At 72.4% G+C, this 18,734-nt stretch carries 18 protein-coding genes; 9 read left to right on the forward strand and 9 right to left on the reverse strand.

Annotated elements, in window-relative coordinates:
• Positions 1-51 precede the first annotated feature (51 nt).
• Positions 52-753 (forward strand): uracil-DNA glycosylase, encoded by a 702-nt coding sequence (ung, locus tag ABZ570_RS18850; protein WP_358064755.1) that lies wholly within the window; start codon positions 52-54, stop codon positions 751-753.
• On the opposite strand, the gene ABZ570_RS18855 is transcribed toward ung, so the two are convergent.
• Entirely contained in the window at positions 742-1,494 is a 753-nt protein-coding gene (locus tag ABZ570_RS18855) for a helix-turn-helix transcriptional regulator (protein ID WP_358064757.1), read from the reverse strand. The genes ung and ABZ570_RS18855 overlap by 12 nt on opposite strands.
• A 173-nt stretch (positions 1,495-1,667) precedes the next feature.
• Here ABZ570_RS18855 and tsaB point away from each other — a divergent pair, with 173 nt between their 5' ends.
• The 6 genes from tsaB (at position 1,668) to ABZ570_RS18885 (ending at position 7,652) form a co-directional block, all read left to right on the forward strand.
• Positions 1,668-2,345 carry a tRNA (adenosine(37)-N6)-threonylcarbamoyltransferase complex dimerization subunit type 1 TsaB gene (gene tsaB, locus ABZ570_RS18860; protein WP_358064760.1) on the forward strand — a complete coding sequence of 226 codons (678 nt, stop codon included), beginning with the start codon at positions 1,668-1,670 and terminating at the stop codon, positions 2,343-2,345.
• The gene (gene rimI / locus ABZ570_RS18865; RefSeq protein WP_358064763.1) at positions 2,342-2,794 is read left to right on the forward strand and encodes a ribosomal protein S18-alanine N-acetyltransferase; all 453 of its coding nucleotides are present in this window, start codon (positions 2,342-2,344) and stop codon (positions 2,792-2,794) included. Before tsaB ends, rimI begins: the two co-directional genes overlap by 4 nt.
• A gap of 5 nt (positions 2,795-2,799) precedes the next feature.
• The gene (gene tsaD, locus ABZ570_RS18870) at positions 2,800-3,846 is read left to right on the forward strand and encodes a tRNA (adenosine(37)-N6)-threonylcarbamoyltransferase complex transferase subunit TsaD (RefSeq protein WP_358064766.1); all 1,047 of its coding nucleotides are present in this window, start codon (positions 2,800-2,802) and stop codon (positions 3,844-3,846) included.
• A 16-nt stretch (positions 3,847-3,862) separates the two neighbouring features.
• Positions 3,863-4,117 (forward strand): hypothetical protein, encoded by a 255-nt coding sequence (locus ABZ570_RS18875; protein WP_358064769.1) that lies wholly within the window; start codon positions 3,863-3,865, stop codon positions 4,115-4,117.
• 71 nt (positions 4,118-4,188) lie between these two features.
• Positions 4,189-5,895 carry an ABC transporter ATP-binding protein gene (locus tag ABZ570_RS18880; protein WP_358064772.1) on the forward strand — a complete coding sequence of 569 codons (1,707 nt, stop codon included), beginning with the start codon at positions 4,189-4,191 and terminating at the stop codon, positions 5,893-5,895.
• Positions 5,892-7,652, forward strand: coding sequence for an ABC transporter ATP-binding protein (locus tag ABZ570_RS18885; RefSeq protein WP_358064775.1), 1,761 nt, complete (start codon positions 5,892-5,894; stop codon positions 7,650-7,652). Before ABZ570_RS18880 ends, ABZ570_RS18885 begins: the two co-directional genes overlap by 4 nt.
• Before the next feature lie 31 nt (positions 7,653-7,683).
• On the opposite strand, the gene ABZ570_RS18890 is transcribed toward ABZ570_RS18885, so the two are convergent.
• The 8 genes from ABZ570_RS18890 to ABZ570_RS18925 all read right to left on the reverse strand — a co-directional run bounded on the left by ABZ570_RS18890 (position 7,684) and on the right by ABZ570_RS18925 (position 16,360).
• Positions 7,684-8,865 carry an ROK family protein gene (locus tag ABZ570_RS18890; RefSeq protein WP_358064780.1) on the reverse strand — a complete coding sequence of 394 codons (1,182 nt, stop codon included), beginning with the start codon at positions 8,863-8,865 and terminating at the stop codon, positions 7,684-7,686.
• Between the two features lie 25 nt (positions 8,866-8,890).
• Entirely contained in the window at positions 8,891-10,150 is a 1,260-nt protein-coding gene (locus tag ABZ570_RS18895; protein ID WP_358064783.1) for an ABC transporter permease, read from the reverse strand.
• On the reverse strand, positions 10,147-10,971 hold the full coding sequence (locus ABZ570_RS18900; RefSeq protein WP_358064786.1) for an ATP-binding cassette domain-containing protein: 825 nt from the start codon (positions 10,969-10,971) through the stop codon (positions 10,147-10,149). The genes ABZ570_RS18895 and ABZ570_RS18900 overlap by 4 nt, the downstream gene beginning before the upstream one ends.
• 108 nt (positions 10,972-11,079) lie before the next feature.
• Entirely contained in the window at positions 11,080-12,174 is a 1,095-nt protein-coding gene (locus ABZ570_RS18905) for a substrate-binding domain-containing protein (protein ID WP_358064789.1), read from the reverse strand.
• Positions 12,175-12,387: 213 nt separating this feature from the next.
• Complete coding sequence (gene ybaK, locus ABZ570_RS18910) at positions 12,388-12,867, reverse strand: Cys-tRNA(Pro) deacylase (protein WP_358064792.1); 480 nt, start codon at positions 12,865-12,867, stop codon at positions 12,388-12,390.
• A gap of 83 nt (positions 12,868-12,950) precedes the next feature.
• Positions 12,951-13,454, reverse strand: a complete 504-nt coding sequence (gene soxR / locus ABZ570_RS18915) for a redox-sensitive transcriptional activator SoxR (protein WP_358064795.1) — start codon at positions 13,452-13,454, stop codon at positions 12,951-12,953.
• Between the two features lie 76 nt (positions 13,455-13,530).
• Positions 13,531-14,970, reverse strand: a complete 1,440-nt coding sequence (locus ABZ570_RS18920) for an MFS transporter (RefSeq protein ID WP_358064798.1) — start codon at positions 14,968-14,970, stop codon at positions 13,531-13,533.
• A 175-nt stretch (positions 14,971-15,145) separates the two neighbouring features.
• Positions 15,146-16,360, reverse strand: coding sequence for a methyltransferase domain-containing protein (locus tag ABZ570_RS18925; protein WP_358064801.1), 1,215 nt, complete (start codon positions 16,358-16,360; stop codon positions 15,146-15,148).
• 255 nt (positions 16,361-16,615) lie between these two features.
• Between ABZ570_RS18925 and groES the strand changes: the two genes are divergently transcribed.
• Entirely contained in the window at positions 16,616-16,930 is a 315-nt protein-coding gene (gene groES, locus ABZ570_RS18930; RefSeq protein WP_089005269.1) for a co-chaperone GroES, read from the forward strand.
• A gap of 70 nt (positions 16,931-17,000) precedes the next feature.
• Positions 17,001-18,653, forward strand: coding sequence for a chaperonin GroEL (gene groL, locus ABZ570_RS18935; protein ID WP_358064804.1), 1,653 nt, complete (start codon positions 17,001-17,003; stop codon positions 18,651-18,653).
• Positions 18,654-18,734 lie beyond the last annotated feature (81 nt).

Here is an 18,734-nt window from a genome sequence, read left to right on the forward strand (position 1 = left end):
TACCCGGCGCCTACAGTGCCCGGGACCGATCTCCACCGCGGAAGGTTGCCGATGCCCGACAACGCCCCCACCCTCGACCTGCTGGCGCTCCTGCCCGACGCGTGGCGGGCCGTGCTCACCCCGCACCTCGACCCGGCCCGCACCGCGGCGCTGGCCGGTTTCGTCGCCGGCGAGTACGCCACCAGGACGGTCTACCCGCCGGTCGAGGACCTCTTCTCCGCCTACCGGCTGTGCGGGCCGGCGGAGACCCGGGTGCTGATCCTCGGGCAGGACCCGTACCACAAGGCGGGGCAGGCGCACGGGCTGAGCTTCAGCGTGCGCGAGGGGGTGTCGGTGCCGCCGTCGCTGCGCAACGTCTTCAAGGAGCTGGGCGAGGACCTGGGCGTGCCGAAGCCGCGCAGCGGCAACCTGACCGGCTGGGCGGCGCAGGGCGTGCTGCTGCTCAACTCGGTGCTCACCGTCCGCGAGGCCAGCCCGGGCTCGCACGCCAACCAGGGCTGGGAGGAGTTCACCGACGCCACCATCCGGGCGCTGGACGCCCTCGACCAGCGGGTGGTCTTCCTGCTCTGGGGCGGTTACGCGCGCAAGAAGGCGGCCCTGGTCAGCAACCCGCGGCACGTGGTGCTGGAGGCCGGTCACCCCAGCCCGATGAACCCGCGCGGCTTCCTGGGCAGCCGGCCGTTCAGCGCGGCTAACAAGGCCCTCGCCGACGCCGGCCTGCCCACCGTCGACTGGGAACGGTCAGCCGGCTGACCCGGCCCGCGTCTCGCACCCGGCTCGCGTCTCGCCTCCGGCCCAGCTGAGGGCGAGCCGCTGCCGGTGGCGGCGTAGCAGGTCGGCGGCGCCCGGGTCGGCCACCTCGACCCGGGCCAGCGGCTCGACTGGGTAGCTCCGGCCGCCGTGCCGCACCTCGACCGGCTCCGGCAGTTCGTCGCACATCCGGGCCCGCAGCTCGCCGTAGCGGGTCCGCCAGCGGTGCTCGCCCGGTTCCTCGGGTTCCAGTCGGCGCCCGCCCCACTCCTCCCACCGGGCGTTCCAGCGCTGCCCGTACGCCTCCTCGAGCCAGCCGGTGAGGCGGGCCGAGTCGCACCAGCGCACCGCCACCTCCACCGCGTCCACCGGCAGCGGCGCCCCTTGGAGCAGCGCTGCGCTGCTCCCGGTCAGCACGTACGGCAGGTCGCCCAGCGCGTCGAGCATCCGGTCCAACCCGAGCTCCTCGATCCGCTCGATCAGCGACCGTTCGGCCAGCGCGTCGAGCGCCGCGTCGAGGTGGGTGTCCAGCGGCTCGACCGCCACGCGGAGCTGCCGGCCGAGCGCGGCGAACAGCCGCTCCACCACGGGCAGGCTCGGCAGCCGGTCACCCCGCTCGATGCGGGCGACCGCGCCCTGGCTGAGCCCGGCCAGATCGGCCAGGGCCTGCTGGGTCAGCTGGTGGAGCTCCCGCTGGTGCCGGACGGCGGTGGCGATCTGGCGGGCGAGGCGGCTCTCGGGCATCTCCGCATGATGACGAAGAGTCGTGAGCGATATGCCTCTGAGTCATATTTATGCCTAAGAGGCATATCGCTGACAAGTGATGCGCCTTCGGGACTGAGCTCACTGTCAGTAGCGGTCACGCCCGGTCCCACCCGTGACCGGGCGTGACCGCACTGCGGCTACGCTGGCATACCGTGCTCGTACTCGTGGTGGACTCCTCGACCCCGGCGGTGACCGCGGCCCTGGTCGAGGTCTCGGCGGACGGTGTCGTGGCCCGCGCGCAGCGGTGCACGGTCGACGCCCGGGCCCACGGGGAGCTGCTCGCCCCGCAGGTCGACGCGGTGCTGGCCGACGCCGACGCCCGCCCCGGCGACCTCGCCGCGATCGTCGCGGGGCTCGGCCCCGGGCCGTTCACCGGGCTGCGGGTCGGCCTGGTAACCGCCGCCACCATGGGACAGGTGCTCGGCGTCCCTACGTACGGGGTCTGCTCGCTGGACGGGATCGGCCATCCGGCGGCCGCCGGCGAGCCGGTCCTGGCCGCGAGCGACGCCCGGCGCCGGGAGGTCTACTGGGCGGTCTACGACGGCGCCGGCCAGCGGATCGCCGGGCCGAACGTGGACGCCCCCGTGGTCGCCGCCGAGCGCGCCCGGGACCTCGCCGTCACCGTCGCCGTCGGCGACGGCGCGCACCGGTACGCGGACGTCCTCGGCCTGCCGGTCCGCGAGGAACCGCGCTACCCGGACGCCACAGCGCTGGCCGGGCTCGCCGCCGAGCGGATCCGGGCGGGCGCGCCCGGCGAGCCACTCACCCCGCTCTACCTGCGTCGTCCGGACGCCGTCGCGGCCACCGGCCACAAGCCGGTCCTGCGATGACGGGGGTGCGGCTCGGGCGCTTCCGCTGGTGGCACATCGACCAGGTGCTGCCGATCGAGGCGGACCTCTTCGGCGCCGAGCGGTGGTCCCCGGCGATGTTCTGGAACGAGCTGGCCAACGGGCACTTCTACCTGGTCGCCATGGACGACGACGGGAGCGTGCTCGGCTATGCCGGGCTGCTGGTGGCGCCGCCAGACGAGGCCTGGGTGCAGAACATCGCGGTCCGCCGGGACGCGCAGCGCCGGGGGATCGGCCGGGCGCTGCTGGAGGCGCTGCTCGCCGAGGTGGCCCGGCGCGGTGTACGCAGCACCCTGCTGGAGGTGGCGGCGGACAACGCCCCGGCCCAGCGCCTCTACGCGACGTACGGCTTCGAGCCGATCGGCGTGCGGCGCGGCTACTACCAACCGAGCAACACCGACGCGCTGGTCATGCAGCGCAACGAGGACTGACGAGCATGGCTGACGAACCCCTGATCCTCGGCATCGAGACCTCCTGCGACGAGACCGGGGTCGGCATCGTGCGCGGGCACACCCTGCTCGCCGACGCGCTGGCCTCCAGCGTCGAGGAGCACGCCCGGTTCGGCGGGGTGGTGCCCGAGGTGGCCAGCCGCGCTCACCTGGAGGCCATCGTGCCGACCATGGACCGGGCGCTGAAGGAGGCCGGGGTGACGCTCGCGGACATCGACGCGATCGCCGTCACCTCCGGGCCCGGCCTGGCGGGCGCGCTGCTCGTCGGGGTCGCCGCCGCCAAGGGGTACGCGGTCGCCGCCGAGAAGCCGGTCTACGGGGTGAACCACCTCGCCGCGCATGTCGCCGTGGACACCCTGGAGCACGGCCCGCTGCCCGAGCCGGCGGTCGCCCTGCTGGTCTCCGGCGGACACTCCTCGCTGCTGCGCGTCGACGACCTGGCCCGGGGGGTCACCCCGCTCGGCTCGACCATCGACGACGCGGCCGGCGAGGCGTTCGACAAGGTGGCGCGCCTGCTCGGGCTGCCGTTCCCCGGCGGCCCGTGGATCGACCGGGAGGCGCGGGCCGGTGACCCGGCGGCGATCGCCTTCCCGCGCGGCCTGACCGCGCCCAAGGACCTCGCCGCCCACCGCTACGACTTCTCCTTCTCCGGTCTGAAGACCGCGGTGGCCCGCTGGGTGGAGGCGCGGCAGCGGGCCGGTGAGCCGGTGCCGGTCGCCGACGTGGCCGCCTCCTTCCAGGAGGCGGTCTGCGACGTGCTGGTCGGCAAGGCGCTGGACGCCTGCCGCAGCAGCGGGATCGACACGCTGGTGATCGGCGGTGGGGTGGCGGCCAACTCGCGCCTGCGGGCGATGGCCGAGCACCGGGCGGCCAAGCACCACATCCGGGTGCGTACGCCCCGGCCGAAACTGTGTACCGACAACGGCGCGATGGTGGCCGCGCTCGGCTCCCACCTGGTCGCCTCGGGTGTCGCGCCGAGCCGCCTCGACCTGCCCGCGGACTCGGCGATGCCGCTGACCGTGGTCAGCGTCTGAGGGGGAGGGGAGCGTCGTGATCGTCCGGATGTGGGAGGCGAAGGCCGAGCCGTACGGCTTCGCCGACCTGATCACCTGGGTCTGCGAGACCGTGCTGCCCGAGTTCGAGCACGACCCGCTGCACCTGTCCAGCGAGGTGTTCTCCTCCACCGACCACCGGCTGGTGGTCATCTCCAAGTGGCGGAGCAACCCCCGGGACCTGCCCGAGCCGCCGGTGCGACTCGTGGCGCGACCGCCGCACGTCTGGGACTTCACGCAGGTCGACCGCTGACCCGGCACCGCCGGCGAGCGGCGGGAATTGGTTGGCGTGGCCGGGTACCGGCCACCTAGCGTCGGGGCGTCATGCCTTTCTCCCCGGCCGGCGATCCCGGCACCCCCGACGCCCGGTCCGCCACCCGTTACCTGGTCTGGCTGGCCGGTCGGCACCCGCTGACCTTCGGTGCCGGCATCGCGTTCGGTGTCGTCTGGATGGTGGCGCAGGCGCTGATGCCGGCCGCCGTCGGGCGGGCCGTCGACGCCGGCCTCGCCCACCGCGACCCGGACGCCCTGCTGCGCTGGGGGCTCGTGCTGCTGGGACTGGGCCTCCTCCAGGCCACCGCGGGCATCCTGCGACACCGCTGCGCGGTGCACAACTGGCTCGGTGCCGCGTACCGGACCGTGCAGGTCGCCGTGGACGCCACCAACCGACTCGGTGCCGCACTGCCCCGGCGGGTCGCCGCGGGCGAGGTGGTCAGCATCGGGACGGCCGACATCGAGCACATCGGCAGCGCCGTCGACATCACCGCCCGGGGTACCGGGGCGGTGGTGGCGATCGGCACGGTCGCGGCGATCCTGCTCAGCGCGTCCCTGCCGCTCGGGCTGGTCGTGGTGCTCGGCGTGCCGCTGCTGATGGCGTTGGTGGCGCTGCTGATCCGGCCGCTGCACCGGCAGCAGGCGGCGTACCGGGACTCGACCGGGCGGCTCACCGCCCGCGCCGCCGACATCGTCTCCGGCCTGCGGGTGCTGCGCGGCGTGGGTGGGGAACCGGTGCTGGGTGCCCGGTACCGGGAGCAGTCCCAGGCGCTGCGCGCCGACGGCCTGCGGGTGGCCCGGGTGGAGTCGCTGCTCCAGGCGGCGCAGATCCTGCTGCCCGGCGTCTTCCTGGTGCTGGTGACCTGGCTGGGGGCCCGGTTCGCACTGGCCGGCGAGATCAGCGCCGGCCAGCTCGTCGCGTTCTACGGCTACACCGCCTTCCTGGTCGGCCCGCTGCGTAACCTCACCGAGGCGGCGGACAAGCTGACCCGGGGACACGTCGCCGCCCGTCGGGTGGTCCGGCTGCTGCGGCTCGTCCCGGAGTTCACCGACCCGGCCCGCCCGGTGCACCTGCCCGACGGGCCGGGCGAGCTGGTGGACGTCCGGTCGGGGCTGGTGCTGCGGCCGGGCCGGCTCACCGCGCTGGCGGCCGCCGCCCCCGAGGACGCGGCCGAGATCGCCGACCGGCTCGGCCGGTACGCCGACGGGGACGTGACGCTGCACGGCGTACCGCTGCGGGACGTGGCGCTGGCGACGGTGCGGGAGCGGATCCTGGTGGTCGACAACGACGCGCAGCTCTTCAGCGGCCCGCTGCGGACGGAGCTGGACCCGCGCGACCGGGGCGACCCGGCCGCGGTCGAGGCGGCGCTGGCCGCGGCCAGCGCGACCGACATCGTCGAGGGGCTGCCCGACGGGCTGGACAGCCAGGTGGCCGAACGCGGCCGCGAGTTCTCCGGCGGGCAGCGGCAGCGGCTCCGGCTGGCGCGGGCGCTGGTGGCGGACCCGGAGACGCTGATCCTGGTCGAGCCGACCAGCGCGGTGGACGCGCACACCGAGGCGCGGATCGCCGACCGGCTGGGCGCCGCGCGTTCCGGTCGGACGACGCTCGTCTGCACCACCAGTCCGTTGGTGCTGGGCCGCGCCGAGCACGTGGTGTTCGTCGAGGACGGCAAGGTGGTCGCGGAGGGCCGCCACGAGGAGCTGCTCGCCGCCGAGCCGCGCTACGCGGCCACCGTGAGCCGGGAGGAGGACCGGTGAGCGCCGCCCTGCCCGTCGCCGACGCCGGCCAGGTCCGCCGGTACGCCCGCGCCCTGGTCCGCCGGCACCCGCGCGGCCTGGCCGCCGCGCTCGGCCTGCACGCGCTCGCCGCCGCCGCCGGCCTGGTCGCGCCCCGGCTCCTCGGCGACCTGGTGGAGGGGATCTCGCGGGGCGCCGGCAGCGTCACCGTCGACCGGATCGCGCTGGCCATCGCCGGCTTCGTGGTCGCCCAGTCGGTGCTGGTCCGCTTCGCCCACCTGGCCTCGGCCCGGCTCGGCGAGCGGGTCCTCGCCGAGCTGCGCGAGGAGTTCGTCGAGCGGGTGCTCACCCTGCCGCTGGCCACGGTGGAGCGCGCCGGCACCGGCGACCTGCTCACCCGTACCTCCCGGGACGTCGCCGCGCTCTCCCGGACGGTGCGGTTCGCCGCGCCGGAGACGCTGATCTCGGCGGTCACCGTGCTGCTGATCCTCGGCGCGCTGCTGCTGACCGGTCCGCTGCTGGCGCTGCCCGCGCTGCTCGCGGTCCCGGTGCTGGTCGCCGGCACCCGCTGGTACCTGCGCCGCGCTCCCGAGGGCTACCTGCGGGAGAACGCCGCGTACTCGGACATCACCGACGGGATCAGCGAGGTGGTGGAGGGGTCGCGGACCACGGAGGCGCTGCGGCAGCAGGCCCGGCGCCGGGCCCGCACCGACGCCGACATCCGCCGGTCGTACGCGGCCGAGCGGTACACCCTGTACCTGCGTACGGTCTTCTGGCCGGTGGCGGAGTTCGGGTACGTGGTACCGGTGGTGGCCACCCTGCTCATCGGCGGCTGGTTCCACCTCAAGGGCTGGGTGAGCCTCGGGCAGGTCACCGCCGCCACCCTCTACGCCCAGCAACTGGTGGATCCGGTCGACCGGCTCCTCGCCTGGCTGGACGAGCTGCAGGTCGGCGGCGCCTCGCTGGCCCGGCTGCTCGGGGTGGCGGCCGACCCCGCCGCCGATCCGGTCGACGCCCCGGCGGCGCCCGCCCGTCGGGGGCCGGTGCCGGGCGCCGGCCGGCTGGCCGCGCACGACGTCCGGTACGCGTACCGGACGGGGCACGACGTGCTGCACGGGGTGACCCTGGTGCCCCGGCCGGGGGAGACGCTGGCCATGGTGGGCCCGTCCGGCGCGGGCAAGTCCACACTGGGACGGCTGCTGGCCGGCGTGCACCCGCCCCGCGCCGGCTCGGTCACCGTGGACGGCCGCCCGCTCAGCCGGCTGCCCCTGGCCGAGCTGCGCAGCCACGTCGCGCTGGTCAGCCAGGAGCACCACGTCTTCATCGGCACCCTGGCCGAGAACGTGGCGATGGTCCGCCCGGACGCGGAGCCGGCCCGGGTACGCGCCGCGCTGGCCGCGGTGAACGCGCTGGGCTGGGCGGAGGCGCTGCCCGACGGGCTGGACACCCGGGTCGGGGCGGGCGGGCACCCACTCTCTCCCGCCCAGGCGCAGCAGCTCGCGCTGGCCCGCCTGGTGCTCGCCGATCCGCACACGCTGGTGCTCGACGAGGCCACCTCGCTGATCGATCCGCGCGCCGCCCGGGCGCTGGAACGCTCGCTGGCCGCCGTGCTGGCGGGGCGGACGGTCATCGCCATCGCGCACCGGCTCTTCTCCGCCCACGACGCCGACCGGGTGGCGGTGGTGGAGGACGGCCGGATCACCGAGCTGGGCCCGCACGACGAGTTGGTCGCCGCCGGCGGCTCGTACGCCGCCCTCTGGCGCTCCTGGCACGGCTGAGGGCTAGAAGTTCACCCGCCGGGGTGATCGGTCAGCCGACGTCGAGGGGGTCGGCGAGGAGGCGTTCGAAGGCCAGCTCGGCGGCGCCGATCAGCGCCCCGTCCTCGCCCAGCTTGGGCGTACGCAGCCGCACGTGTTCCACGCAGGCGGGCAGTCCGTTGGAGTTGAGCCGGCTGCGGACCTGGGCGGCGGCGGCCAGGTAGAGGTCACGCATGGTGCCGCCGAAGATGACCATCTCCGGGTTGAAGATGTTGACCAGGTTCGCCACGCCGAAGCCGAGCCAGTCGCCGGCCTGGCGGACGGCGGCCTGGGCGCGGGCGTCCCCCCGGTCGGCGGAGTCGAAGACGGCCAGCAGTGCGTCCCGGCCCCGGGCGTCGGAGCGGCCGGCGGCCCGCAGCAGCCCGTGCTCGCCGATCTCGGTCTCCCAGCAGCCCCGGCGCCCGCAGTCGCAGGGCGTGCCGTCCCGGACCACCACCATGTGGCCGACCTCGCCGCTGTACCCGCCGTGCCCGGTGAGCCGCCGCCCCCCGGCGATGATGCCGGCCCCGACGCCGACGTCCCCGTACAGGTAGATGACGTTGTCGCAGCCGGCCGCGACGCCTCGGGCGTGCTCGGCGAAGGCGGCCACGTCGGCCACGTTGCCCACGGTGATCGGTACGTCGGCGCCCAGCTCGGCGGCGAGCACCGCGCCGATCGGCTCGTCCACCCAGCCGGTCGTCGGGCTCAGCCGGACCAGGCCGTCCTCGCGGCGGACCATCCCGCAGACCGCCACCCCGACGCCCACGCACGTCGCGTCCGCCGGCACGCTCTGGTGCATCTCCTTGCCCGCCGCCGCCAGGACCGGCGCGGCCTCGGCGGCCAGCAGGTTCCGGGGCCGGTCCAGGTCCCGGCGGTCGAGCACCTCACCGCCGAGCCCAACCCGTGCGGCCCGCAGCCGGTCCACCTCCACGCTGTACGCGTACGCGTAGATCCGGGCCGACTCGGGCCGGACGACCAGCGACGGTCGCCCGGCCCGGCCGGTCTCCTTCGGGGTCCCCTCGCTGACCAGGCCGGCACCGGCCAGGTCGGCGGTCAGCGCGCCGATGGTGCTGCGGTTCAGCCCGAGGGCGGTGGTCAGTTCGGCGCGGCTGGTGGCGCCGTGGACGTGCACGTACCGCAGCAACGCGCCCAGGTTCTGCCGGCGGATCTCGTCCTGGCTCGGTCCTGCGCGCATTGCCACAGCCATTTCCGTAAGCGGTTCAGCGGTTGCCGGTGGCGGCGGCACGCCGCCGGGACAGCGCGTCGATGGTGGCGGCCCCGAGCAGGACGATGCCGGTGACGACGTACTTGCGGCCCGAGCTGTATCCCATCAGGCCCATCCCGTTGTCAATGACGGCGATCACGGCGCCGCCGAGCACCGCGTCGAGCACCCGGCCCTTGCCGCCGAAGAGGCTGGTGCCGCCGATGACCGCCGCGCCGACGGCGTACAGCAGGACGCTGCTGCCACCGGTGTTGGGGTCGACCGAGTTGGCCCGGCTGGCCGCCACGATGCCGCCGACCGCCGCCATGCCGGAGCAGATCACGAAGACCGAGATCCGGATCCGGTCGACGTTGATACCGGCGCGGCGGGCCGCCTCCCGGTTGCCGCCGACGGCGTAGACGTGCCGGCCGTAGCTGGTGCGCTGGAGCACGAAGGTCCAGACGATCAGCAGCACCGCGATGATCGGCACCACGATCGGCACGCCCTTGAGCGAGGTGAACAGGACGTTGCGGCTGCGCTCCAGGTTGAGGATGAAGACCGCCACGCCGAGGATCACCGCCAGCGCGCCGATCCGGGCGAGGACCACCGCGATCGGGTCGGCCAGCAGGCCGCGGGTGGAGCGCTGCCAGTGCCGGTGCAGCTGGACCGCCGCGTAGCCGGCGACCGCCACGGCGGCCAGCAGCCAGCCCACCGCCGGGGGCAGGTTGCGGTTGGCGATGGCCAGCAGCACGTCGTCCCGCACCGAGATGTTCTTGCCCTCCTCCACCAGCATCAGCGCGATGCCCTGAAAGGCGAGGAAGCCGGCGAGGGTCACCACGAACGACGGGATGCCGACCTTCGCCACCAGCAGGCCGAGGAGTGTGCCGATGACCGCGCCGGTGGCGACCGCGGCGAGCACCGCGACGTACCAGGGGTAGCCGAACACGGTCACCACGTTGGCCAGGACGGCGGCGCAGACCCCGCTGGCGAAGCCGGCGGAGAGGTCGATCTCGCCGAGCAGCAGGACGAAGACCAGCCCCATCGAGATCAGGGTGACCGCCGCGCCCTGGGTGAACAGGTTGGCGAAGTTCCCGGCGGTGAGGAACGACGGGCGCGCGATCGAGAAGGCCGCGGAGAGCAGGACGAGCATGCCGACCGCGGGGAGGGCCCCGATGTCGCCACCGCGTACCCGGCGCCAGTAGTTGTGGAGGTGGCTGCCGACGGTGGGTGCCGGCGCGACGGCGGCCGGCCCCTCCCTCTTGACGGCGGTGGTGGTCATCGGACGGCTCCTGGGGTGGGGTCGGCGGGCTCGGCGCCGTTGCCGTTGCTGCCCGGGGCCGGGTCGGCGGGGAGGCCGAGGCTGCCGGAGCGGCCGGCAGTGATCAGCTCGACCACCTGCGAGTGGGTGATGTCGGTGCTCTTCACCTGGGCGACCATCTGGCCGAGGTAGAGCGCGGCGATCCGGTCGGAGACGGCGAAGACGTCGTTCATGTTGTGCGAGATGAGCACCACCGCCAGGCCGTTGTCGGCCAGCCGGCGGACCAGTTCGAGCACCTGGGCGGTCTGTGCGACGCCGAGGGCGGCGGTCGGCTCGTCCAGGATGACCAGCTTGCTGTTCCAGAGCACCGCCTTGGCGATCGCCACGGTCTGGCGTTGGCCGCCGGAGAGGCTGGAGACGTGCTGGCGCAGCGACTTCACCGTACGGACGCTGAGCCCGGCCAGGGTCTCGGCGGCCAACTGCTCCATGGTCGGCTCGTCGAGCACGATGCCGTTGCGCTTCTCCCGGCCGAGGAACATGTTCTGCACGATGTCGAGGTTGTCGCAGAGCGCGAGGTCCTGGTAGACGACCTCGATGCCGAGCGTGGCCGCGTCGCGCGGGCCGTTGATGCTCACCGGCTGGCCGTCGAAGAGGAACTCACCGGCGTCCGTGGGGTAGATGCCGCTGATGCACTTGACGAGGGTCGACTTGCCGGCGCCGTTGTCGCCGACCAGTGCGGTCACCTCACCGGGGTGGGCGGCGAAGTCGACGTTGCGAAGCACCTGGACGGGACCGAAGCTCTTGTCGATCCCGCGTAGTTCCAGCAGGGGAGTGGCGGACACGGGGTCTCCTTCGGACGGAGGTAAGGTCTCGGGTCCCGTCCGGCGGGAACGCCGCCCGGCACGGGGGTCCCGTGCCGGGCGGCGCCGCCTGAAGCGGGTACGGAAGGGTCAGCTGATCCCGGCGTCGGCGCAGAGCTTGGCGTACGCCCCGGCGCAGAGCTCGTCCTTGGTGACGTAGCCGTCGTCGACGACGTCCTTGACGTTCTCCTTGTAGATCGCCTTCGGCTCTAGCAGCACGGCCGGCACGTCCCGGCCGCCCTCCGGGTCCTTGACCGTCTGGCCGGTGTCCTTCTTCTCCCCCTTGGCGAGACCGATGGCCAGGGCGGCGGCGGCGTCGGCCTCCTTCTTGACCGCCTTGTAGACGGTCATGCACTGGTCGCCGGCGAGGATGTTCTGCAGGCCCTGGGCGGTGGCGTCCTGGCCGGTCACCGGGACCTTGCCGTTGAGCTTGTTCTTCTTCAGCACCGAGATGGCCGCGTTGCCGAGGCCGTCGTTGGCGGAGAGCACCCCGTCGATCTTGCCGCCGGCCTTGGTGAGCTGCTGCTCGAAGATCGTGGCGGCCTGGGCGTTGTCCCACTCCGGCACGTCGTCGTCGGCGGCCTTGGTGTACTCCTTGGCGTCGAACTTCGGCTTGAGCACCGAGTCGTACCCGTTCTTGAACAGGGTGGCGTTGTTGTCGGTGGGCGAGCCGTTGAGGTAGGCGATCGCCGGGTTCTTGACACCCTTGTCGGCCAGGCACTTGACCAGGCCCTCGCCCTGGAGCTTGCCGACCGCCTCGTTGTCGAAGCTGACGTAGTACAGCGCCGAGCCGCCCAGGGTCAGCCGGTCGTAGTCGATGGTGGCCACACCCTGGGACTTCGCCCGCTCCAGCACGGCCTTGCCGGTGCCGGAGTCCAGGTTGACGATCATCAGGACGGTCACCCCGTTGGTGATCATCTGGTCGGCGAGGGTCTGGAACACGCTCTTGTCGTTCTGGGCGTTCTGGATGTCGGAGTCGACGCCCGCCGCGTCGAAGGCCTCCTTGAGGAACTTGCGGTCCGCGGTTTCCCACCGCGCGGAGGACTTGCTGTCCGGGAGGATCACACCGATCTTCGGCTTCTTGGCGCCGCCGGCCTGGTCGGAACCGTCGTTGTCACCACAGGCGGCCATGCTGCCGGCGGCCAGCAGGCCGACGGCGGCGAAGGTGAGGAAGCCCTTGCGCATGTGCACGGGTCCTTTCCGGGGTGGGGGATTTGTGTTTTGTTGTGCCCGGCAACGTATTTCCCCGCTTGTTGGGCCCGCAAGACTGTCGAGGCCAGTAGTTTGTTGGCGGCGGTAACAATTCAGCAACGCCACTGTCGTCCGGCCGTCACCCGGCTGAGAGCGCTCCCCGGCACGAGGTGCGGGAACGCGTGCGCGGTGACCGTCCGAAGTGGTTCAGGCGGCCGCGATCGGTGCGGTGACCGCGTCGGTCAGCGCGACCAGATCCGCTGGGGCGAGTTGCAGCTGCAGACCCCGGCGACCGGCCGAGACGTAGACGGTCGGATGGTCCAGTGCGGACCCGTCGACCACCGTGGGCAGCCGCTTGCGCTGGCCGAGGGGGCTGATCCCGCCGCGCACGTAGCCCGTGGCCCGCTCGGCCACCGCGCGGTCCGCCATGGTCGCCCGCTTGCCGCCCAACGCGGCGGCGAGGGCCTTGAGGTCCAACTCCCCGGTGACCGGTACGACCGCCACGGCCAGCCCGCCGTCGACCTCGGTGACCAGGGACTTGAACACCCGCTCCGGCGGCACCCCGAGGGCCGCCGCGACCAGCGCGCCGTAGTTCGGCGCATCCGGCGAGACGTCGTACGGATGGGTGCTGTGCGCGATCCTCCGCCGCGCCAGCAGCGCCGTCGCCGGAGTGCCCTGTCCCGCCATGCCCGACAAGGTAGTCCGGTCCGGGCGGATGGGCGAGTGGAAAGCCGGTACGGCAGCCGGCCGGACCTGGAGACGGCAGACGCCTAGGGTCGGCGCGATCTCCGCGGGGTCTTCGTGGAATCGCTGGACTGCAACCGCACTGGACCGGGGCCCTGCTGCCCGAGGGCGTCATCAGGATTAAGCAGGAGGCAGCCTTTCATCGACAAACATCCACAGCCGATGCAGCCGGTGAGTTCCTGCTCCAGGCTCTCGATCTCACGGCGTCGTTCTTCCAGTTGGCGTTTCCACGATCGAGAGACGCGCTGCCAAGCCGCATGGGTCGGCGCCTCATCTGCGGGAAGTGTCACAAAGACGCCAGCCACATCGGACAGCGGAATGCCGAGCCGCTTGGCGACGATGATCAGCGAGATGCGGCGCAACATGTGGCGAGGGTAGACGCGCTGGTTGCCGCCGTTGCGCAGCGAAAAGATCAATCCCTTGCGTTCATAGAAGTGGAGCGCTGAGGCGGGCACGCCAGTCCGTCGGGCGACCTCACCGATGGTGAGGTGGTCGTCCGGCCTGGCATGCATCTCGTCCTCCCAGATCAATCAGACGCGGTGCGCCGGTGACGTAGGCGGTGGGGTATTTGACCTTCCTTTTCGGCGACGGTTTGACGCTAAAAATTCAACCATGGTTGAGGTCAAGTGAAGTTGAGGCAGATCCTTCGGCGCCGTTGGCCTTGCTCCCGAAGATGAGGGCGGCGACGGCGACCGACAGGGCGAGGCACAGGATGCCGACGCCGAGCTGGGTCATATGCCAGGACCAGGTGAACGCGTCCAGTTCGCTGGCTGGATTGTTGCCAAGGCGACCTGCGCTCACCGCCGCCGCATGGGTGCGGTCGCCGAGCTTGCTCGCGAGGAGACCGATCAGGGAGGCGCTGAACGCGGCGATCACGAGCGCTTCGGCTGCGCCGCGCAGAGTGTTGAGGAACCCGGCTGCCATGCCGACCGAGTCGGCCGGGACGAGGCTCATGGCCTGACCGTCGGTGATGCCGAAGGAAACACCCATGCCGATCCCGGTCATCAGCAGTGGTGCCGCGACTACGGCAACGGTGTTCTCGGACCCGAGGGCCATGAGCCAGAAGTTCCCGACTACCACGAGCAGTAACGCCATCATGATCAAGGCTCGCGCGGGGACGCCCTTGTTGACCAGGGTGACCGCCACCATCGGCATGATCAGAACCGGTGCGGTGAGCAGTAGCATCGCCACGCCGGCCGCCGCCGGGGTGAGTCCGGCGGCTGACTGCAGGTAGGTCGGCAGGAACACGAGCACGCCGAGGAATCCGATCGAGGTCGTGAGTGTCGCCAGGCTCCACCCAATGAATCCGCGGTTGGCCACCAAGGACGGTGCCAGCACAGGGGAACTACTGTGCCGTTGCACGATGCCGAAGATCACCAGCGCCAGCAGACCGATGACGAGAGTGGCGATGACGGCCCGATGGGTCCACCCCAGCGACGGGGCTTCGAGCAGTGCGAACATCAGACAGGTCAAGGCGCCGACGAACAGGATGCTGCCAACCGAGTCGGCCCGCCCGGACTCTGAGCGCGACTCCCGGGTACGAGTCGCGCCGAGCGCGGCCAGAAGACCGATCACGGTGAAGACCGCGAAACTACCCCGCCACCCGGTCGCGGTGATCAAGAGCCCGGAAAAGGTGGGGCCGACCGCGATGCCGATCCCGGCCATGGTGCCCATCAGCGCAAAGGCCCGGTTGCGGGTGGCACCGTTGTAGCTGGAGGCCAGGATCGCCCCACCCGCGGCCATGATTCCGGCCCCGCCGCCACCGGACACGATTCGGGCGATGTCGGCGATCACGATCGACGGGCTGAGCGCGGTGGCAAGAAAGCCGATTGCGAACACGAATGCGGCGACGATGAAAACCCTGCGCCGGCCCACCCGGTCGGCGGTCGAGCCCGCCACCAAGGTCATGGCGGCGAAAGCCAGGTTGTATCCGGCCACGATCCAGTTCAGGGCAGAGCCGGAGGCATCGAGGTCGTGGCCGATGCTCGGCAACGCGACCGCGGTGCCCGAGATCGACATCGCCACCAAGAAGACACCGACCAGCACCACCGGAAGCGTCAACGGAGACGGTCTCGCAGTACCTTCAGCGGGTTGAGGAGATGAAATGGTCGTGTCCAACGGTGCTCGCTTTCTCCGATCAGGAACGGCGAGCAACAGCACATGTCCTCAACCGAAGTTGAGGTCAAGTCCGTGCGTCAGGTACTGCCTCACGGTCAGGCTTCTAGGCCGGCCGGCAGACCAGCACGGTCGGCGCGCCGGCCACCCGGGTCAGCACCAGGCTGGCCGCTTCCTCGCCGACGAGCTTCAGGTCCCGGCGCAGCTTCTCCGGCTCCAGCGCCGAGCCGCGCTTGAGGATCTCCGCCCGGCCCACGCGGCGCTCCCGCAGCAGGGCGCGCAGCCGCTTCAGCGAGAACGGCAGCACGTCGGTGACCTCCAGGCAGCGGGTGAACGGGCTGGCGACCGGGGCGTCCGTGTAGAGGTAGGCGATGCTCGGATCAGCCAGCGTCCCGCCGAGGTCCTCGGCCAGTTCGGCGAGCAGGTGGGCGCGGACCACCGCCGGGTCCGGGTCGTGCACGTACCGCCGGACCGGCCCCACCGGCGCCTCGGCCTCGCCGGAGCCGGCTAGCTGATAACAGGGGGCCTCTGCTCTACCGGGTGCGTTAACAGGGGACCCTTCCTTCAACAGCGTGGCGCGGCGGGGGACCTCGGCCAGCGCGCCGCACCAGAGGGCGGCCTCGACCAGGTAGCCGGCCACGCTGACCCACTCCGCCTCGGCGCCGGCCGGGATCAGCGCGTGGTCCAGGCCGGGGGCCACCTTGACCACGGTGCGCGGGACCCGCTCGGCCAGCCCGGTGACGAAGTCCCAGGGCGGCGAGTAGGCGTTCGGGTCGAAGATCCGCCGTCCGGTGCCGGCCGAACGGCGCGCCGGGTCGCAGAAGACCGCGTCCACCCCGGTCACGTCGAACGCCGTCGCGTCGCCGCACGCCACGGTGAACCGCTCGGCCAGCCCGGCCGCCTCGGCGTTCGCGGCGGCCATCGCGGCGGTCACCGGGTCGGCCTCCACCCCGTACACCCGGATGCCGGCGCGGGCGGCGGCGAGCGCGTCGGCGCCGAGACCGCACCCCAGGTCGGCGAGGGTGCGTACCCCGGCGGCGTGCAGCCGCGCGGCCCGCCGGTCGGCGACCACCCGGCGGGTGGCCTGCTCCAGCCCGGGCCGGGTGAGGAACATCCGGTCGGCCTCCGGCCCGAACTTGCCGGCCGCCCGGCGGCGCAGCTCGGCCTGGGTGAGCGCGGCGGCGGCCAGCCCGGCCGGGAACCCCGCCGAACGGAGCCGGGCCGCCGCGGCCAGCGGGTCGCCGCCGGCGACCTCGGCGGCCGCCGCGAGCGCGGCCGACCCCTCAGGGGTACGCAGCGCGGCGAGCTGGTCCAGATCCACCCGCCCATTCTCCCGACCGGCGGAACACTGGCGACGCGCCGGGCGCGGGTTGGCACTCTCCTTGACGGAGTGCTAGCCGAGGAATAACCTGCGATTAGCACTCTCACCCTGAGGGTGCCAACGCCCGGGCCCGGTGTCCGGGGGTTGAACGCCAGGCGGACCGGCACCCGCGACGACGGCCCCGCCCGGTGGCATGTGGCAGATTGACGCCGGTCGGCGTGTCGACCGGCAACGAAACCAGTACCCCAGGAGGGTATGCCCGTGACTACCGCGACCAAGGTTGCGATCAAGCCGCTCGAGGACCGGATCGTGGTCCAGGCGAACGAGGCTGAGACCACCACGGCGTCGGGCATCGTGATCCCCGACACCGCCAAGGAGAAGCCGCAGGAGGGCACCGTCCTCGCTGTCGGCCCGGGCCGGATCGATGACAAGGGTAACCGCGTGCCGCTCGACGTGAAGGTCGGCGACACCGTCCTGTACTCGAAGTACGGCGGCACCGAGGTCAAGTACGCCGGCGAGGAGTACCTGGTGCTCTCCGCCCGCGACGTCCTCGCGGTCATCGAGAAGTAAGCAACCGATCAGTGTCGTTGCCCCGGTCCGGCTCGCCGGGCCGGGGCAACGTCGCTTCGAAGGGATACTGATGGCGAAGATCCTCAGCTTCTCGGACGACGCCCGGCACCTGCTGGAGCACGGTGTCAACGCCCTCGCCGACGCGGTCAAGGTCACCCTCGGCCCGCGCGGGCGCAACGTCGTCCTGGACAAGAAGTTCGGTGCGCCCACGATCACCAACGACGGCGTGACCATCGCCAAGGAGATCGAGCTCACCAACCCCTACGAGAACCTCGGCGCGCAGCTGGTCAAGGAGGTGGCGACCAAGACCAACGACGTCGCCGGCGACGGGACCACCACCGCGACCGTGCTGGCCCAGGCGATGGTCCGCGAGGGCCTGCGCAACGTGACCGCCGGGGCCAACCCGACCGGCCTCAAGCGGGGCGTCGACGCGGCGGCCCAGAAGGTCTCCGAGGCGCTGCTCGGCCGGGCCGTCGAGGTCGCCGGCAAGGAGTCGATCGCGCACGTCGCGACGGTCTCCGCGCAGGACGCCACGATCGGCGAGCTGATCGCCGAGGCGATGGAGAAGGTCGGCCGCGACGGTGTCATCACCGTCGAGGAGGGCTCCGCGCTCGTCACCGAGCTGGACGTGACCGAGGGTCTCCAGTTCGACAAGGGCTTCATCTCGCCGAACTTCGTCACCGACGTGGAGGGGCAGGAAGCGGTCCTGGAGGACCCGTACATCCTGATCACCACGCAGAAGATCTCGGCGATCGAGGAGCTGCTGCCGCTGCTGGAGAAGATCCTCCAGAACAACAAGCCGCTGCTGATCATCGCCGAGGACGTCGAGGGCCAGGCGCTCTCCACGCTGGTGGTCAACGCGATCCGTAAGACCCTCAAGGTCTGCGCGGTCAAGGCCCCCGGCTTCGGCGACCGCCGCAAGGCGATGCTCCAGGACATGGCGATCCTGACCGGCGCCGAGCTGGTCGCCCCGGAGCTGGGCTACAAGCTCGACCAGGTCGGCCTGGAGGTGCTCGGCACCGCCCGCCGCGTGGTGGTGGACAAGGAGAACACCACCGTCGTCGACGGTGGCGGCCAGGCGAGCGAGGTGGCCGACCGGGTCGCCCAGATCCGCAAGGAGATCGAGGCCTCGGACTCCGAGTGGGACCGGGAGAAGCTGGCCGAGCGGCTGGCGAAGCTCTCCGGCGGCGTCGCCGTGATCAAGGTCGGCGCGGCTACCGAGGTCGAGATGAAGGAGCGCAAGCACCGCATCGAGGACGCCATCGCCGCGACCAAGGCCGCGGTCGAGGAGGGTACGGTCCCGGGTGGCGGCGCCGCTCTGGCCCAGATCCTGCCGGTGCTCGCCGACGACCTGGGCCTTACCGGTGACGAGAAGGTCGGCGTCTCGATCGTGCGCAAGGCGCTGGTCGAGCCGCTGCGCTGGATCGCCCAGAACGCCGGCCACGACGGCTACGTGGTGGTGCAGAAGGTCGCCGGCAAGGAGTGGGGCAACGGCCTCGACGCGGCCACCGGCGAGTACGTCGACCTGGTCAAGTCCGGCATCCTCGACCCGGTGAAGGTGACCCGCAACGCGGTCGTCAACGCCGCCTCGATCGCCGGGCTGCTGCTCACCACCGAGAGCCTGGTGGTGGAGAAGCCGGAGAAGGCCGAGCCGGCCGCCGCCGGTGGCCACGGCCACGGGCACGGGCACGGCCACGGCCACCAGCACGGCCCGGGCTTCTGATCCCAGGCCGTAACGGCAGCCGGTCACCGGGCGGCGCGGGCAGCAGGCCGGTGGCGTCGATCTCCGCCAGGTCGGCGAGTG

Origin of the sequence: Micromonospora sp. NPDC007271 (genome assembly GCF_040634005.1) — a bacterium.
Taxonomy (GTDB): Bacteria; Actinomycetota; Actinomycetes; order Mycobacteriales; family Micromonosporaceae; genus Micromonospora.

Excerpts from the sequence above, each read along its gene's own strand:
- ung (WP_358064755.1), top strand. The coding sequence starts at position 52 with ATGCCCGACAACGCCCCCACCCTCGACCTGCTGGCGCTCCTGCCCGAC.
- ABZ570_RS18855 (WP_358064757.1), bottom strand. The coding sequence starts at position 1,494 with ATGCCCGAGAGCCGCCTCGCCCGCCAGATCGCCACCGCCGTCCGGCAC.
- rimI (WP_358064763.1), top strand. The coding sequence starts at position 2,342 with ATGACGGGGGTGCGGCTCGGGCGCTTCCGCTGGTGGCACATCGACCAG.
- tsaD (WP_358064766.1), top strand. The coding sequence starts at position 2,800 with ATGGCTGACGAACCCCTGATCCTCGGCATCGAGACCTCCTGCGACGAG.
- ABZ570_RS18880 (WP_358064772.1), top strand. The coding sequence starts at position 4,189 with ATGCCTTTCTCCCCGGCCGGCGATCCCGGCACCCCCGACGCCCGGTCC.
- ABZ570_RS18890 (WP_358064780.1), bottom strand. The coding sequence starts at position 8,865 with ATGCGCGCAGGACCGAGCCAGGACGAGATCCGCCGGCAGAACCTGGGC.
- ABZ570_RS18895 (WP_358064783.1), bottom strand. The coding sequence starts at position 10,150 with ATGACCACCACCGCCGTCAAGAGGGAGGGGCCGGCCGCCGTCGCGCCG.
- ABZ570_RS18905 (WP_358064789.1), bottom strand. The coding sequence starts at position 12,174 with ATGCGCAAGGGCTTCCTCACCTTCGCCGCCGTCGGCCTGCTGGCCGCC.
- ybaK (WP_358064792.1), bottom strand. The coding sequence starts at position 12,867 with ATGGCGGGACAGGGCACTCCGGCGACGGCGCTGCTGGCGCGGCGGAGG.
- groES (WP_089005269.1), top strand. The coding sequence starts at position 16,616 with ATGCCCGTGACTACCGCGACCAAGGTTGCGATCAAGCCGCTCGAGGAC.
- groL (WP_358064804.1), top strand. The coding sequence starts at position 17,001 with ATGGCGAAGATCCTCAGCTTCTCGGACGACGCCCGGCACCTGCTGGAG.